Source organism: Nonomuraea sp. NPDC050547 (genome assembly GCF_044457345.1).
GTDB lineage: Bacteria > Actinomycetota > Actinomycetes > Streptosporangiales > Streptosporangiaceae > Nonomuraea.
This window is the reverse complement of record NZ_JBITGW010000013.1, coordinates 136460-150554: the sequence shown is the minus strand read 5'-3', so window position 1 is coordinate 150554 and position 14095 is coordinate 136460. Positions and strand designations below refer to the sequence as shown.

Here is a 14095-nt window from a genome sequence, read left to right as displayed (position 1 = left end):
AGCATGTCAGATCAACCCGCTACGCCGCGCCACCGCCGCCGCCTCCACCCGTGACGACACCGCCAGCTTGGCCATGATGTTCGAGACATGCACCCCCGACGTACGTGCCGAGATGAACAACCGCTCCGCGATCTGCCGGTTGCTCAACCCCTCCGCCACCAGCCCCAGCACCTCAAGCTCCCGCGCCGTCAGCCCGTGCCCCGCACCGTCGAGATCCACCCGCCCCGCCGCCGCGAAGGCCTCCACCTCCCGCCGCAACGGCCCCGCCCCCAGCCGCGCCGCGATCTCCCCCGCCTCCCGCAGCCCGTCCCCCACCCGCGACCGCCCACGTTGACCCTTCCGCGCCTCCCCGCCATCCCGCCGCCCGGACCGCGGCGGCCCCGACGCCTCCCGCACCTGTCCGTCCTGCGCGGCACGCAGCAAAGCCCACCCCAGCATGTACGGCTGGCCGACCGACCGCCACGCGCCCACGGCCTCCTCCCACGACCCCCCGAGCTCAGCCTCGAACGTCGCCCGATGCGCCCGCTGCACCCGTCCCACCGTGGCCACGCCGTCCGGCGCCCGGGTCAGCGCCCCCGCCCGAGCCGCGATCACGAGCAACGGCCAGGCGTACCGCCGGCTGAGCGTCAGGTCGTGCGCCTCCAGCACATGCCCGGCCAGGCGGCGCACGCGAAGCCGGTCCCCGAATGCCTCGGCCAGGCGGCATTCGAGCAGATCGGGCTCCAGGCACGAGTCGTACCCACGCGAACGCCCCAGCATCAGCGGCCGCGCCTCGTCCACAACGGCCGCGGCCTCGTCGAGCGCGCCCTCCCAGACCGCGACCGTGCCCCGCACCATGAGCAGCCAGGCGCGGTAGATGGGCGGCGGGTCCAGGGCCAGCGCGACCCCGATCACCTCCCGCGCCTCCCGCCAGCGGCCGAGCGACGACAGCGGCTCGGCGAGGTTGGCGGCCAGCAGCGCCCCCCGCGACCTGGCCATCCCAGATCGCTCGGCCCGCTGGATCCCCGCCCTGGCCACGGCCTCGGCCCTGGCGTGCTCGCCTGCCGCCTCCAGGACGTCCGCTTCGCTGGCGTAGGCCATGAGCACGGCGTCCTCGTCCACCACCTCCGCTCCGGCCCCGAGCCCCGGGACACGCCCAGAGCCCAAGGAACCGGAGGAAGTCACCGAAGACGTGCGGGCCTGGGTGTAGAGGGTGGCGGCGGTGGCCAGGTCGCCCTCCAGGGCGGTCAGAGCGGCGAGGGTGGTGAGCGAGCGGGTGTCGCCCAGGTGGAGTGCCTGCTCGGCGTGCCGTCTGGCCTCGGTGTCCTGGCCGTTCCAGGCCAGGGTGGTGGCCAGGGCGCCGAGGAGGCGGGCGTCGCCGGGCGCCAGCCGTACCGCCTCGTGAAGGTCGGACAGGCCGTCCTCGCCGAGCTGGTCGCGCACGGTCACCCGGAGTTCCAGCAGGCGCGCCCGCCGGGTGCCGGTGACCTCGGACAGAGCCGATGTGGTCAGGTCCTCCGCTCGTCGTGCCTCGCCCGCGTGCAGGGCGTCGCGGGCGGCCAGTTCCAGCACTCGGGCGTGGTCGAGGCCGGGTGGGGGCTCGGCCGGGGGCCACAGGTCGAGCGCCAGGTCCCAGCGCCGTCCCGCCACGGCCGCCGCGAACGCCCGCTCCGGCTCCCCCGCCGCCCGCCAATGCCCCGCCGCCCCAGAAGCGGTCTCGGAAACCCCGTCACCGGTCAGCCCCTCAAGGGCGGCGGCGACCCGGGCATGCAGACGCTTACGCTCCCCCGGCAACAACTCGTCGTACGCCGCGTCCCGTATCAACGCGTGCCGGAACCGGTACCCGTCACCGTCCACCAGCAACAACCGCGCCCGCACCAAGGGCCGCAACGCCTCGTCCAGCGCCAGCTCCCCCACCCCGGCCGCCGCCAGCAACACGGGATGATCGACCCGCCGCCCGGCCACGGCCGCCACGCGCAGCACCTCACGGCACGGCGAGGGAAGTTTGTCGGCCGCCCCCAGCAGCACGTCACGCAGCGAGTCCGGCACCGCGGTGCCGCAGTCGGCGAGGGCCTCGGCGAACAGCGGGTTCCCCTCGCTCCTGGCCATGATCACGTCAAGACCGGCGCCCGGCCGCGACCCGACCAGCCGCGCCACCTCATCCCGCCCCAGCGGCGGCAACCACAACGTCCGCGCCCCGGGCAGCCGCACGACGGTCCGCGAGGTGGCGACCACCATCACCCCGCCTCCGGTCAGATTCCGCAGGAGAAAGGCGAGCAGATCAAGGCTGGCCTGGTCAGCCCAGTGGAGGTCGTCGAGGACGAGCACCAGCGGACCGGCCTTCTCCACCACCTGCAGCGCCTCCTCGAACAAGCGCGCCCGCCCGAGATCCACGGCAGGCACCCCCAGCTCAGGCAGCAACCGAGCCAGCTCACCGGGCCCGAAGGGCGCGCCATGCTCCCTGACCAGCCGCCGCAGCACCGGCACGAACACCGAGTACGGCAGTCCGCCGGGATCCCCGCCCCCCGTCACCACACGGGCATCCACCCGCCCGGCGAACTCCGTGGCCAGCCGCGTCTTCCCCATCCCCGCCTCACCGACGACGAGCACGGCGGAGGGCGTGTCGGCCCACGCCTCGGCGAGCGCCGCCAGTTCCGCATCCCTGCCCACGAACACGTAGGCAGCTTAAAGAGTCATCTACGCATCCTGCCGGATCCGCGAGGAAGGCCAGGCTGGCACCGTCACCCCCATGAACCGCCTCATGCTCGCGTCAGCCGCCGGCCTCCTGGGCTTCTACCTGCTGTTCTCCGCCGTCCCCGCCTACCTGGGCGACGGCATGTCGGCCGGCCTGGCCACCGGCGCGCTCATGCTGGGCACCGTTCTGCTCGAACTCGCCGTCCCCTGGCTCCTCAGCCGGTACGGCTACCGCCGCGTCCTGTCCACCGGCCTGCTCCTCCTGGGCCCGCCCTCGTTCGCCCTGCCGATCCACGAACTGGTCCTGCCGATCTCCCTGCTCCGCGGCGCCGGCCTGGGCATCGTCGTGGTGGCCGGCACCGCGCTGGTGGCCGAGCTGGTCCCGGCCGAACGCCGCAGCGAGGGCCTCGGCCTGTACGGCGTCGCCGTAGGCGTCCCCTCGATCATCGGCCTGCCCCTGGGTCTGTGGGCCGGCGACCACCTGGGCTTCGTGCCCATCTTCCTCGTGGCCGGCCTGGTCCCGCTGGCGGGCCTGGCCGCGGCGAGGGGGCTGCCGGACCTGAGGCCGGCCCCGCGGCAGCACCAGAAGAGCGGCGGCCTGGCGGCGCCGATCGCCGTCTTCGGCGCCATCACGCTGGCCGCGGGCGTGGCCATCACCTTCCTGCCCCTGGCCACCTCCCCGAAGCTCGCCTCGGCGGCGCTGCTGGCGCAGTCGATCCTGACCCCCGCCGCCCGCTGGTGGGCGGGCCGTCACGCGGGGACGCGCTGGCTGGCCCCGTCGGTTCTGGCCGCGGCCGCGGGCATCGGCCTGCTGTTCTGGTCGGCGGAGCCGGTGGCGGTGGTGGCGGGAATGGCGTTGTTCGGCGCCGGGTTCGGGGTGGCGCAGAACCTGACGCTGACGCTGATGTTCGAGCGCGGCGAGGCGGGGCGGGTGAGCGCGCTGTGGAATCTCGCCTTCGACGCCGGCATGGGCGTGGGCGCCCTGGGCCTGGGCGTGGTGATGGGCGTGACGGGCTACCCGCTGGGTTTCGCGCTGGTGGCCGTGGTGGTTCTGGCGGCTCTTCCGTTGACCGGGAACCGCCGACCTTCTATGGTTCGTTAGTGGAGTAATGAACCATAGAAGCAGGTGTCCATGTTCGACGACCGGAGCCCCATCTACCGGCAGATCGCGGATCGCATCAAAACCGATGTGCTGAGCGAGGCGTTGAAGGGCGACGAGCAGGTGATGTCGACCAACCAGTACGCCGCCTTCTACCGGATCAACCCGGCCACCGCCGCCAAGGCGTTCCAGCAGCTCGTCGACGAAGGCGTGCTCTACAAAAAGCGAGGTATCGGCATGTTCGTCAGCCCGGACGCCCGGGACGCGCTGAGGGCCGGCCGGAGGGAGGGCTTCTTCACCGACGTGGTCGACCCCATGGTGAAGGAGGCCAAGGCCATCGGCATCTCCCTCGATGACGTGATCGAGCGGATCAAGGGGGAAATGTGAGGATCGAAGCCCGGGACCTGGTGCTGCGCTATGGCGAGGTCACCGCGCTCGACCGGCTGACGTTCGAGCTGGAGGGCGGCAAGATCTACGGCCTGCTGGGCCGTAACGGCTCCGGCAAGACGAGCCTGATGTCCGTGCTGTCCGCCTTCCGCAAGCAGTCGGCGGGCACCGTGCTGCTGGACGGCGCCCCTGTGTGGGAGAACCCCGCCGTGACCGGCGCCGTCAGCCTGATCCGCGACGCCGGCGAGAGCGTCGACCTCGGCACCGCCGCCGACGCGCTCTACTTCGCCGAGTGGCTCCGCCCCACCTGGGACGCCGCCTACGCCAAGGAACTGATGGAGCTGTTCGGGCTGCGGCCGAAGACGAGCGTCAAAGCCATGTCGAAGGGCCAGCGCTCGGCGATGGGCGTGGTGGTCGGGCTGGCCTCGCGGGCACCGCTGACCATGTTCGACGAGTCGTACCTGGGCATGGACGCGCCCTCCCGGCACGCCTTCTACGACGCGCTGCTGGCCGACTACATGGCCCACCCGCGCACGATCATCCTGTCCACCCACCTCATCGAGGAGGTCAGCCCGATGTTCGAAGAGGTCGTCATCATCGACCGCGGGCGCCTCATCGTGCACGAGGAGACCGAGCGCCTGCTGGCCCGCGGCCACGCCGTCACCGGGGCGGCCGCCGCCGTGGACGAGTTCGTGGCCGGGCTGACCATCCTCGGCGAGAAGGTGCTCGGGCCGACGAAGTCCGCGATGGTCTACGGCGAGCTCGACGCCGCCCGCCGCCGCAAGGCCGCGGAGGCGGGGCTCACGCTCGGGCCGATCGCCATGCAGGAGCTGTTCATCCACCTGACCGGAGGCCCCAAGTGAGGTTCCCCACGCGGCTGCTGGCCGCCAACCTGTGGGTCGCCTTCTTCGCCTGGGCCGCGTACCTGGTGGTGGTGATCGCGATCACCCTGGCCATCCACTTCTTCGGCAACCTCACGCAGAGCGTGTGGGAGCAGGCCGGCCAACTGCCGCGCTGGGTGGTGCTGTTCGTCGGGGTGGCGATGGTGCGCCAGTTCCTGCCGCTGTTCATCGCCAACGGGCAGACCAGGCGGCAGTTCGGCTTCCAGGCGGCGATCACCACGGCGCTCTACACGCCGTTCGTGGCCCTGCTGATGAGCGCCGGGTACCTGGTCGAACGGGTGCTCTACATGATCATCGAGCGGCCGCAGTCGCTGGAGCGTGCGCACCTGTACACCGACCCGACGCAGGTGCCGCTGGTCTTCCTTGAGCACACCGTGGAGTTCATGGCCTGGATCACCGCGGGCATGTTCATGGGCGCCGGCTTCTACCGCTGGCAGGCGGGCGGCCTGCTGACCATCCCGGTCGGCGTCGGGCTGGTCGTGCTCGGGCTGAGCGCCGTAGGCGCCCGGTTCGGGGTGCCGATGAGCGCCTTCTCGCTCGGCCTCCGTATTCAGGCCGGGCCGTTGCTGACGCTGGTCATGGGGCTGGGCACGTTCGCGCTCGGGCTGCTGCTGACCTGGTCGGTGATCAGGGACACACCACTGAGGAACGGGGGTTAGGTCATGGCGGTGTTAGCCGTCGAGGGACTGCGCAAGAGCTATCGCGATCTGGTGGCCGTGGACGGGCTCGGCTTCGCCGTACAGGAAGGGGAGACCTACGGTCTGCTCGGGCCGAACGGCGCGGGCAAGAGCACGGCGATCTCCATGATCGTCGGCATCCTCTCTCCCGACGCGGGCAGCGTGAGCGCGCCGCCCAAGGCGCGCGTCGGCTACGTCCCGCAGGAGCTGGCCGTCTATCCGGACCTGACCGCGCGGGAGAACCTCCGCTTCTTCAGCGGCATGTACGGCATGCGCCGCGCCGAAGCCAAGTCCAGAACCGCCGAGATCCTGCGGCTGGTCGGCCTGTCCGACCGGGCGGACGAGGCGGTCGCCAAGTACTCGGGCGGCATGCAGCGCCGCCTCAACATCGCCGTCGGCCTGCTCAACCGCCCCAGCCTGCTCGTCCTCGACGAGCCCACGGCCGGCGTCGACCCGCAGAGCCGCAACGCCATCCTCGACAGCGTCCAGCGGATGACCGGCGAGGGCCTCGCGGTCCTGTACACCACGCACTACATGGAGGAGGCCCAGCGCCTCTGCGACCGCGTCGGCATCATCGACCACGGCCGCCTGCTGGCCGAGGGCACCCCCGCCGAGCTGGGCGAACCCGACCTGGAAGCGGCCTTCCTGCGCCTGACCGGCCGCGAGCTGAGGGACTGACATGCTGCGTATCCTGCTCAAGGACCTGCGCCGCCGCTCGCGCGACAGCATGCTGCTGGTCTTCGGGGTGGTGCTCCCGCTGGGCATGGCGTTCGTGTTCGGCGTGGCCCTGTCCGGCGGCTCCCAGCCCTCCGGCCGGTACGGCGTGGCGGGCCCGTCGGCCGCCGAGTTCACCCAGCGCACCGGCCTGCCGGACCTCGAACCGGTCGCCGGCGTCGCGCGGGCCAGACAGCTGGCCGAGTCGAACGAGCTCGACGCCGTCTTCGTGGTCTCCCCCGCCGGGATCGAGGTCGTCGGCAGCGTGGACGCGCCGCTGGCCGTACAGGTGGCCAGGGAGGTGGCCGAGTCGTACGCGCTGCCGGGCGGCCAGAACGTCCAGGTGACGCAGGACGCGACGCTCGGCACCCGCGAGCTCGACACCCGCACCTACCACGCGGCGGGCGCGGCGATGTTCTTCGCGTTCTTCGCGGTGATGCTCAGCGTCACCGGCCTGTTCGAGGAGCGCCGCAACGGCACGCTGGCGCGCCTGCTGTCGATGCCGGTGCCGCGCGCCTCGATCCTGACGGCCAAGCTGCTGGTCGGCGTCATCGTCGGCCTGGCCGGAATGGCGCTGCTGGTCGCCGCGACGACCCTGCTGCTCGGCGTGCGCTGGGGACCGCCCGCCGGGGTCGCCGCGCTGATCGCGGCGGGGGTGCTGGCCGCGACCGGCCTGATGACCGCCCTGGCCTCCTTCGCCCGTACGGCCGAGCAGGCCGCCAACTGGCAGTCCGCGACGGCCACGGTGCTCGGGCTGCTCGGTGGCTCGTTCTTCCCCGTGGCGCCGGAGCTGAGCATGTTCACCCCCCACCACTGGTTCCTGGAAGGGCTGGCCGAGCTGCGGGGCGGCGCCTCGATCCTGCCCGCGCTGGCCGTCCTGCTCGCCGTGGCCGCGCTCAGCTTCCCCGTGGCGGCCGTCCGTGTCGGAAGGATGGTGGCGCCGTGAAGGTCGTGTTGATGGCCGGGCTCAACCTGCGCCGGATGTTCAAGGACCGCACCAACATCTTCTTCGTGCTCGTCGCCCCCTTCCTGCTCATCCTGGTGCTCGGCCAGCTCTACGGCGGCGGCCAGCAGCTCAAGCTCGGCGTCGTGGCCGGGCCGGGAGCCCCGTCGGAGCGGCTGGCGAGCGCCTTGGCCTCGGGCAGCCGGGTCACGGTCGAGCGGCTGGGCGACGAGGGCACGCTGCGCGAGGCGGTCGAACGCGGGCGGCTGCACGCCGGCCTGGTCATCCCCGCCTCCTACGACGACGGCGGCGGGGCGGTTCACCACCTGGTCCGGGCGACCGACATCAAGAGCCACGACACCGGCACCTGGATCCGCTCGATCGTCCGCCAGGAGGCCGCGCGCGGGCAGCCGTCGCTGCCGGTCCGGGTCACGACGGCGGGCACGACGCCGTTCCCCGAAGGGCTGAACGCCTACGCCATCGCGGCGCCCGGCCTGCTGCTCATGTTCACGTTCCTGACCTCGCTGACCGCGGCGCTGGGGCTGGTGGAGTCGCGGGCGATCGGGGTGACCGCGCGGCTGTCGGCCGGGCCCACGCGGCTGCGCACGATCATCGCCGGCGAGGCGGCGGGGCGGATCGCGATCGCGCTGTTCCAGGCGGTACTGATCATGCTGGGGTCGATGGCGCTGTTCGGGGTCTCGTGGGGCGACCCGGCGGGGGCGCTGGCGGTGCTGCTGGTCTTCTCGCTGGTCGGCGGCGGGGCGGGCATGCTGCTGGGCGCAGCGTTCCGCACACCGGGGCCGCCGATCTCGCTGGCCATGGTGTTCGGGCTCGGGCTGCCGACGCTGGGCGGCGCGACGATCCCGCTGGAGTCGTTCTCCGAGCCGATGCGGACGCTCGCCTACCTCACTCCGCACGCGTGGGGCTATGACGCCTTCGCCCGCCTCGTCCGGCACGGCGACGGTCTCACGGGCGTGCTGCCGCAGCTCGCCGTGCTCGGCGCCCTTGCCGTCGTCCTGTTCGTCCTGGGCACGTGGCGGCTGCGCCGGGCGCTCAGCGGGTGAGCTCGACGCCGACGGTGATCTCGTTGCCGAGTTTGTGCCCGAGCATGAGGTCGAGCTCGTCGCCGCTCCAGAAGCGGCCCGGGTCGTACCAGTTGGGCCGCTTGCCGCCCGGCAGCAGGCCCATCTCCTCGTAGGTCACCGCCACCACCTCGGCGCAGTAGGCGCTTTCGAGCGTGCGGTCCTTGACCCGGCCGCGCAACTGGGGGACGCGGCCACGGGCCCAGCGTCCGGCCAGGCGGGCGGTGGAGGGGAACGGCGTGCCGTCCAGCCTGGCCACCGCGCGCAGGGCGGCGTCCTCCATCTCGGGCGTGGCCTGCGGTTCCAGCTGGCGCAGCCAGGCCCGCTGGCCGTAGCGGTCGGCCCAGACCGTCACCGCGTCACGCAGGTCGTGCAGCTGCACGCCGCGGTGATGGGTGCCCGACCACAGGTCGAGCAGCGACTTGCCCAGCTCCGCGTGCCACATCATCGGCGGCATGTCCTCGGCCACGATCGCCATTCCGACATGGTTGACCGGGCTGTTGGTCATCGTCTGGATGGCGCGGTCGGGGACCGAGCGCCCGCGGAAGATCCACAGATCTCCCGTCCTGGTGACGTTCACAGCCTCATCGAGAGTCAGCACCTTGTTAGCCTAAGCACATGCGCTGGTGGAAATGGCTCGGACTTGCCGGAATCGCGGGAGTCGCGGCGACCGGAGTGGTGATCGCGCGGGACGAGCGGCGCCGCCGCGCCTACACGCCCGACGAGATCAGGACGCGCCTGCGCGAGCGCGTGGAGACCGAGTCCGCTCAGGCCGACGGCCGCAGGTCGTAGACGAAGACCACGTCCGGATAGGCCGGGTTGTCGTCGTACCCGGCGACGGCGCCCAGGTAGGCCCGCTGGTAGTTGACCACCCAGGGGAAGGCCGCCACCGCCCGCTCGTCCAGCAGCCTGCCGGTGAGCTGCCTGAAGCTCTTCTGGGCGGCCGGCCGGTCGCTCACGTTGAGCACCGGCAACATGTCGATCATGCTGTCGGCCACGGGGTCCTTGAGGTAGGTCAGGTTGAAGACCGGCGGAGTGCCGCTGCGGAAGACGTTGCCGAACCACGAGTAGCCGTCGGCGTAGTCGGGCCACCAGTACATGACGAAGATGTCCTGGCCCCGCTTCTTGCCCCGGTCCCACTGGGCGATCCAGGGCATCGGCCGGGCGTCGAGCGTGACGTTGAGCGTGCGCAGCGTCTCGGTCAGCCGCCGCGCGAGCGTGGCCTGGTCGGCGTCGCCCTCGGCGTAGGTGAGCGTGAGCTTGAGCGGCCTGCCTCCCGGGCCGTGGCCGGCCCGCTGCAGCAACTGCGCGCTCATGGCGAGGTCCTGACGGGATATCCGCCCGCGCTGGTGTCCCGGCAGCCCTTCCGGCACGATCCCGCTCGCCGGTACGGCGGAGCCGTCCAGCGCCCTGATCAGCCCCCGGTAGTCGACCGCCTTCTGCACCGCCTTGCGGAGCCGGACGTCGCGCAGCGGCCCGTGGGCGGTGTTGAACAGCAGCATCGCGGTCTGCAGTGACGGCATGGACGCGGTCCGCACGCCGGGTGTCCTGGTGGCCCGCGCGTACAGCCGGGGGCTGAGCCGGTTGACGAAGCTGACCTCGCCGCTCTGGAGCAGCTCCCAGCGGCGGCGCGGGTCGGGCACGACGCGGTACTTGACGGTCCGGTAGTGCGGGCGGTCCCATCCGCCCCAGTAGCCGGCGAAGGCCTTGAGCGTGAGCTCGTTCTCCTCGCCCTTGCGCCAGCTCGCGATCGTGTAGGGGCCGGAGCCGGCGTCGGTCTTGCCGTCCTTCACCTGCTCGACGGCGGCGGTGTCGTAGATGTAGGCGGCGTAGGCGGCCGAGGCGGTCAGGTCCAGCGGGGCGGCGTACTTGAGCTGGAAGGTCACGGTCAGCGGGCCGGGGGCCTGGATCGACTCGACCGCGTCCCAGATGTAGGAGGCGCCGGCGCCGGATTTCATCGTCCGTTCGACGGCGGCCTTGACCGCGGCGGCGTCGAGGGGCCTGCCGCTGTGGAACTTCACGCCGGGGCGCAGGGTGAACGTCCAAGTCTTGCCGTCGGAGCTGGCGTTCCAGGCGGTGGCCAGGCGGGGGCCGGCCTTCTTGGTGACCGGGTTCCAGACGGTCAGGGTCTCGTAGATGTTCTGCAGGGCGATGATCTCGTTGGAGTACGAGGTCGCCGGGTCCCAGTCGGTGACGACGTCCAGGTTCTGGGCGTAGACGAAGGCGGCTTCGCCGGGGGGCGCCTGCCGTACCGGAGGAGGGGGCGCCGAGCACGCCGCGATGGTGAATGCCAGCGCGGCCGCTGCGAGACGACGGCGCATGCATCTCCCCTGTGACCGATGTTGCGCCTGAAACTACTGCAAGATGACGCCACAGATGCCCGAAAGTCCTGAAAAATAGGGAATTCTGGTGATCGAATTGCTATCCTCAAGGCTTGTCCCGTCCGGGGTTTCCAGTTGGGGACCGGCCGGAGTGAGGTGTCAATGACCCGCAGCAGAACGATCCGCATGAAGATCGTCGGTCTGCTGCTGGTTCCGCTCATGTCGATGGTGGTGTTGTGGGGCGTGATCGCCGCGGTGACCGCGGGCGAGAGCCTGGAGCTCAGGGAGTACACCACGCTGTGGTCCAACCTGCGCCATCCCGCCTATCGCCTGATCAGTGAGATCCAGCGCGAACGGCTGGCTTCGACGCGCCTGCTGCGCTCCGGCGGCAGCATGGAGCGTTCGTCGGCCAACGCCCAGCGCGCCCGCACCGACCAGGCGGCCGAGGAGTTCAAGGTCCAGACCGCCAAGTCGAAGGACGCCTCCCCCTCGATCAGCTCCCAGGTCGACCAGGTCCTCATCCAGCTCGGCCGGATCGACGCGCTCAGGGGCGAGATCGACGCCGGTCTCACCGCGCGCGTGCACGCCATCGAGACCTACAGCGCCATGATCGACTCGCTGTTCGGCCTGCACCGGCGGGTCGCCTTCGTCGACGACATCCCGATCTACGAGCAGTCGCGCATCGTGATCGACCTCGGCTACGCCAAGGAACTGCTCACCAGGGAGCAGGCCGTCGCCTCCGGCCCGACCACCGCGCAGGAGCGCCGGATCTTCACCCAGCTCGTCGGCAACCGGCGCTTCCTCGTCGACCAGTCCGTCGCCGAGCTCGACCCGGCCATGCGCGACGCGCAGGTGGCCCTGCTCACCTCGCCGCTCTACCAGCGCATGCGGGTGATGGAGGACCAGATCATCGCCGGGCGCACCCCGGAGGGCTGGGTCACCACCACCGAGTCGCTGTCGAAGTCCTTCCAGGACTTCCAGATGACCGCCTCGCAGATGCTCACCGCGCGCGCCGCCCCCGTGGCCGACTCGGTGCTGCTGCGCGCGGTCATCCTGGGCGGCACCGGCCTCGCGCTCGTGATCGTGTCCATCGTGATCTCGATGCGCGCGGGAAACCGGCTGTCCAAGGAACTGGTCACGCTCCGGCTGGCCGCGCTGGAAGTGGCGCAGGACCGGCTGCCCCAGGTCGTCGAGAAGCTGCGCAAGGGCGAGCAGATCGACGTGCCCGAGGTGAAGGTCGCCAGCACCACGACCGAGATCGACGACGTCGGCCAGGCCTTCTCCACCGTGCAGAGCACCGCCGTCGAGGCCGCCGTCGGCCAGGCGCAGCTGCGCGAGGGCGTCGGCCACGTCTTCCGCAACCTGGCTAGGCGCAGCCAGACGCTCCTGCACCGCCAGCGCATCCAGCTGGAGGGCATGCAGCACAAGGCCACCGAGCCGGACGCGCTGGACGACCTGTTCCGCCTCGACCACCTCACCACCCGGATGCGCCGCCACGCGGAGGGCCTGATCATCCTGTCCGGCGCGACGCCCGGCCGAGGCTGGAGCAAGCCGGTGCCGCTGCACGACGTGGCGCGCGGCGCCACCGCCGAGGTGGAGGACTACCAGCGGGTGGCGGTCGAGCCGATGCCCAGCCACGCGCTGGCCGGGCCGCTCGTCGGCGACGTCATCCACCTGATCGCCGAGCTCATCGAGAACGCCACGGTGTACTCGCCCGCGCACACCCCGGTCATGGTGCGCGGCGAGGCCGCCGCCCGGGGCTTCGCCATCGAGGTGGAGGACCGGGGGCTCGGCATGAGCCCCGAGGAGCTGGCCGACCTGAACACGCGCCTGGCCAGCCCGCCCGAATTCGACCTTGCCGACAGCGACAGGCTCGGCCTGTTCGTCGTCGCCCGCCTGGCCGCCAGGCATGACATCCGCGTGACGTTGCGCGGTTCACCATATGGAGGGACCACCGCCATCGTGCTGATCCCGGCAGAGCATGTGACGCAGCAGAGCGAGACGCCGGCCGAGCCCACCGCCCGCCCCATCAAGGTGGTGCGCGGTGAGTGACGAGCGCTGGCTCGACGAGGACGCCGGGCCGATCGTGCCCGCGTACCTCCTCACCCGCGGGCGTACCGTCCCCGCGAGCGAGGCCATCGACCTGATCGCGGTGATCATCACCGCCGGAGGCCTCACCCCGCCGATGGGCCTCGGCCCCGAGCACCTGATCATCATGCAGAAGTGCACCAAGCCCACCCGGCTCGTCGACGTGGCCGCCGAGCTGAACCTGCCCATCGGCGTCGTCCGCGTCCTGGTCGGCGACCTGCACGCCCAGCAGCTCGTCCAGGTCGAGCACCCGCCGCCCGCGCCCGACAAGCGGGTCCTGCTGGAGGTGATCAGCGGCCTCAAGGCCCTGTAAGCGGCATAAGGGCCCGGTGAGCGGCTTTATGGCCCGGTGAGCACGTCCTCCGCGCGGTGGCAGGCCACCGTGCGCCCCTCACCCACCTCGCGCGTCTCCGGCGCGCGCTCACACTCCGGTACGGCCAGCGGGCAGCGCGACCGGAACGGGCACCCCGTCTCGGCAGGCGGCGCGCTGGTGCCCGCCTGCGGCGGCTGCCCGCCCAGCGTGGGCACGGCGTCCCTGAGCGCCCTGGTGTAGGGGTGGGCAGGCGCGGCCAGCAGCTCGGCTGTCGGTCCCGACTCGACCACCCGCCCGGCGAACAGCACGTGACTGGTCGCGCACAGCCTGCCCACGACGGCGAGGTTGTGGGTGATCAGCAGGCGCTCGGTGTCCAGCCCGGCCAGCAGGTCGAGCACCTTGGCCTGCACGGTGACGTCCAGGGCGCTGGTCGGCTCGTCGAGGATCAGCAGCTTCGGGCCGACGGCCAGGGCGCGGGCGATGACGACGCGCTGGCGCTGGCCGCCGGACAGCTCGTGGGGGCGGCGGACGGCCAGGGCGGGGTCGAGGCCGACCTGCTCCATGAGCTCGCCGACGCGGTCGCGGCCGGGCAGGCCCTCGGCGATCGAGGCGCCCACGCGCCTGCGGGGGTTGAGCGACTCGGCCTGGAAGACCGGCTGGACGTCACGCCGGAAGGCCCGCATGTCAGCCTTTCTCAGGTCCTGCCCGCCGTACCAGATGGTGCCCTTCTGGGGCTTCAGGAGGCCGAGGAAGGCGCGGGCGAGCGTGGTCTTGCCGGAGCCGCTCTCGCCGATCAGGCCGACGCCGCCCGCGGTCACGTCCAGGCTCACGTCGTGGACGACGGACTGCTCGCCATATCGTCGCGAGCTCCTCAACTTCGTATACCCGAGAGTGAG

Annotated in this window: 14 protein-coding genes; 10 read left to right on the top strand and 4 right to left on the bottom strand. The window is 71.8% G+C overall.

Annotation, left to right across the window (positions count from 1 at the left end):
• Positions 1-6: 6 nt before the first annotated feature.
• Entirely contained in the window at positions 7-2655 is a 2649-nt protein-coding gene (locus ACIBHY_RS30765; RefSeq protein ID WP_397308498.1) for an ATP-binding protein, read from the bottom strand.
• 73 nt (positions 2656-2728) lie between these two features.
• On the opposite strand from ACIBHY_RS30765, the gene ACIBHY_RS30760 reads away from it, so the two are divergent.
• Genes ACIBHY_RS30760 through ACIBHY_RS30730 form a run of 7 tightly spaced genes read left to right on the top strand, consistent with a single transcriptional unit; the run spans position 2729 to position 8459 of the window.
• The gene (locus ACIBHY_RS30760) at positions 2729-3775 is read left to right on the top strand and encodes an MFS transporter (RefSeq protein ID WP_397308497.1); all 1047 of its coding nucleotides are present in this window, start codon (positions 2729-2731) and stop codon (positions 3773-3775) included.
• Positions 3776-3805: 30 nt separating this feature from the next.
• Positions 3806-4159, top strand: a complete 354-nt coding sequence (locus ACIBHY_RS30755) for a GntR family transcriptional regulator (RefSeq protein ID WP_397308496.1) — start codon at positions 3806-3808, stop codon at positions 4157-4159.
• Positions 4156-5022, top strand: a complete 867-nt coding sequence (locus ACIBHY_RS30750; protein ID WP_397308495.1) for an ATP-binding cassette domain-containing protein — start codon at positions 4156-4158, stop codon at positions 5020-5022. Before ACIBHY_RS30755 ends, ACIBHY_RS30750 begins: the two co-directional genes overlap by 4 nt.
• A complete protein-coding gene (locus tag ACIBHY_RS30745; protein WP_397308494.1) occupies positions 5019-5720 on the top strand; it encodes a hypothetical protein in 702 nt (233 codons plus the stop codon). Before ACIBHY_RS30750 ends, ACIBHY_RS30745 begins: the two co-directional genes overlap by 4 nt.
• A gap of 3 nt (positions 5721-5723) precedes the next feature.
• Positions 5724-6416: an ABC transporter ATP-binding protein gene (locus ACIBHY_RS30740; protein ID WP_397244325.1), complete on the top strand. Its 693-nt coding sequence runs from the start codon at positions 5724-5726 to the stop codon at positions 6414-6416.
• A 1-nt stretch (position 6417) separates the two neighbouring features.
• On the top strand, positions 6418-7398 hold the full coding sequence (locus ACIBHY_RS30735; protein ID WP_397308493.1) for an ABC transporter permease: 981 nt from the start codon (positions 6418-6420) through the stop codon (positions 7396-7398).
• Positions 7395-8459 (top strand): ABC transporter permease, encoded by a 1065-nt coding sequence (locus ACIBHY_RS30730; protein ID WP_397244329.1) that lies wholly within the window; start codon positions 7395-7397, stop codon positions 8457-8459. The genes ACIBHY_RS30735 and ACIBHY_RS30730 overlap by 4 nt, the downstream gene beginning before the upstream one ends.
• Here ACIBHY_RS30730 and ACIBHY_RS30725 read toward each other — a convergent pair.
• The gene (locus ACIBHY_RS30725; RefSeq protein WP_379610463.1) at positions 8449-9075 is read right to left on the bottom strand and encodes a hypothetical protein; all 627 of its coding nucleotides are present in this window, start codon (positions 9073-9075) and stop codon (positions 8449-8451) included. The genes ACIBHY_RS30730 and ACIBHY_RS30725 overlap by 11 nt on opposite strands.
• A gap of 20 nt (positions 9076-9095) precedes the next feature.
• On the opposite strand from ACIBHY_RS30725, the gene ACIBHY_RS30720 reads away from it, so the two are divergent.
• Positions 9096-9269, top strand: coding sequence for a hypothetical protein (locus ACIBHY_RS30720; RefSeq protein ID WP_184959985.1), 174 nt, complete (start codon positions 9096-9098; stop codon positions 9267-9269).
• Here the strand turns inward: ACIBHY_RS30720 and ACIBHY_RS30715 are convergent.
• Positions 9245-10798 (bottom strand): ABC transporter substrate-binding protein, encoded by a 1554-nt coding sequence (locus ACIBHY_RS30715; protein WP_397308492.1) that lies wholly within the window; start codon positions 10796-10798, stop codon positions 9245-9247. The genes ACIBHY_RS30720 and ACIBHY_RS30715 overlap by 25 nt on opposite strands.
• A gap of 162 nt (positions 10799-10960) precedes the next feature.
• On the opposite strand from ACIBHY_RS30715, the gene ACIBHY_RS30710 reads away from it, so the two are divergent.
• On the top strand, positions 10961-12850 hold the full coding sequence (locus tag ACIBHY_RS30710; protein WP_397244333.1) for a nitrate- and nitrite sensing domain-containing protein: 1890 nt from the start codon (positions 10961-10963) through the stop codon (positions 12848-12850).
• Positions 12843-13199, top strand: coding sequence for a DUF742 domain-containing protein (locus ACIBHY_RS30705; RefSeq protein WP_184959987.1), 357 nt, complete (start codon positions 12843-12845; stop codon positions 13197-13199). The genes ACIBHY_RS30710 and ACIBHY_RS30705 overlap by 8 nt, the downstream gene beginning before the upstream one ends.
• 26 nt (positions 13200-13225) lie before the next feature.
• On the opposite strand, the gene ACIBHY_RS30700 is transcribed toward ACIBHY_RS30705, so the two are convergent.
• Positions 13226-14029: an ABC transporter ATP-binding protein gene (locus ACIBHY_RS30700; RefSeq protein WP_397308491.1), complete on the bottom strand. Its 804-nt coding sequence runs from the start codon at positions 14027-14029 to the stop codon at positions 13226-13228.
• Positions 14030-14095: the final 66 nt, after the last annotated feature.

Coding starts and splice junctions, on each gene's coding strand:
- ACIBHY_RS30740 (WP_397244325.1), top strand. CDS start 5,724: ATGGCGGTGTTAGCCGTCGAGGGACTGCGCAAGAGCTATCGCGATCTG.
- ACIBHY_RS30715 (WP_397308492.1), bottom strand. CDS start 10,798: ATGCGCCGTCGTCTCGCAGCGGCCGCGCTGGCATTCACCATCGCGGCG.
- ACIBHY_RS30760 (WP_397308497.1), top strand. CDS start 2,729: ATGAACCGCCTCATGCTCGCGTCAGCCGCCGGCCTCCTGGGCTTCTAC.
- ACIBHY_RS30710 (WP_397244333.1), top strand. CDS start 10,961: ATGACCCGCAGCAGAACGATCCGCATGAAGATCGTCGGTCTGCTGCTG.
- ACIBHY_RS30735 (WP_397308493.1), top strand. CDS start 6,418: ATGCTGCGTATCCTGCTCAAGGACCTGCGCCGCCGCTCGCGCGACAGC.
- ACIBHY_RS30720 (WP_184959985.1), top strand. CDS start 9,096: ATGCGCTGGTGGAAATGGCTCGGACTTGCCGGAATCGCGGGAGTCGCG.
- ACIBHY_RS30755 (WP_397308496.1), top strand. CDS start 3,806: ATGTTCGACGACCGGAGCCCCATCTACCGGCAGATCGCGGATCGCATC.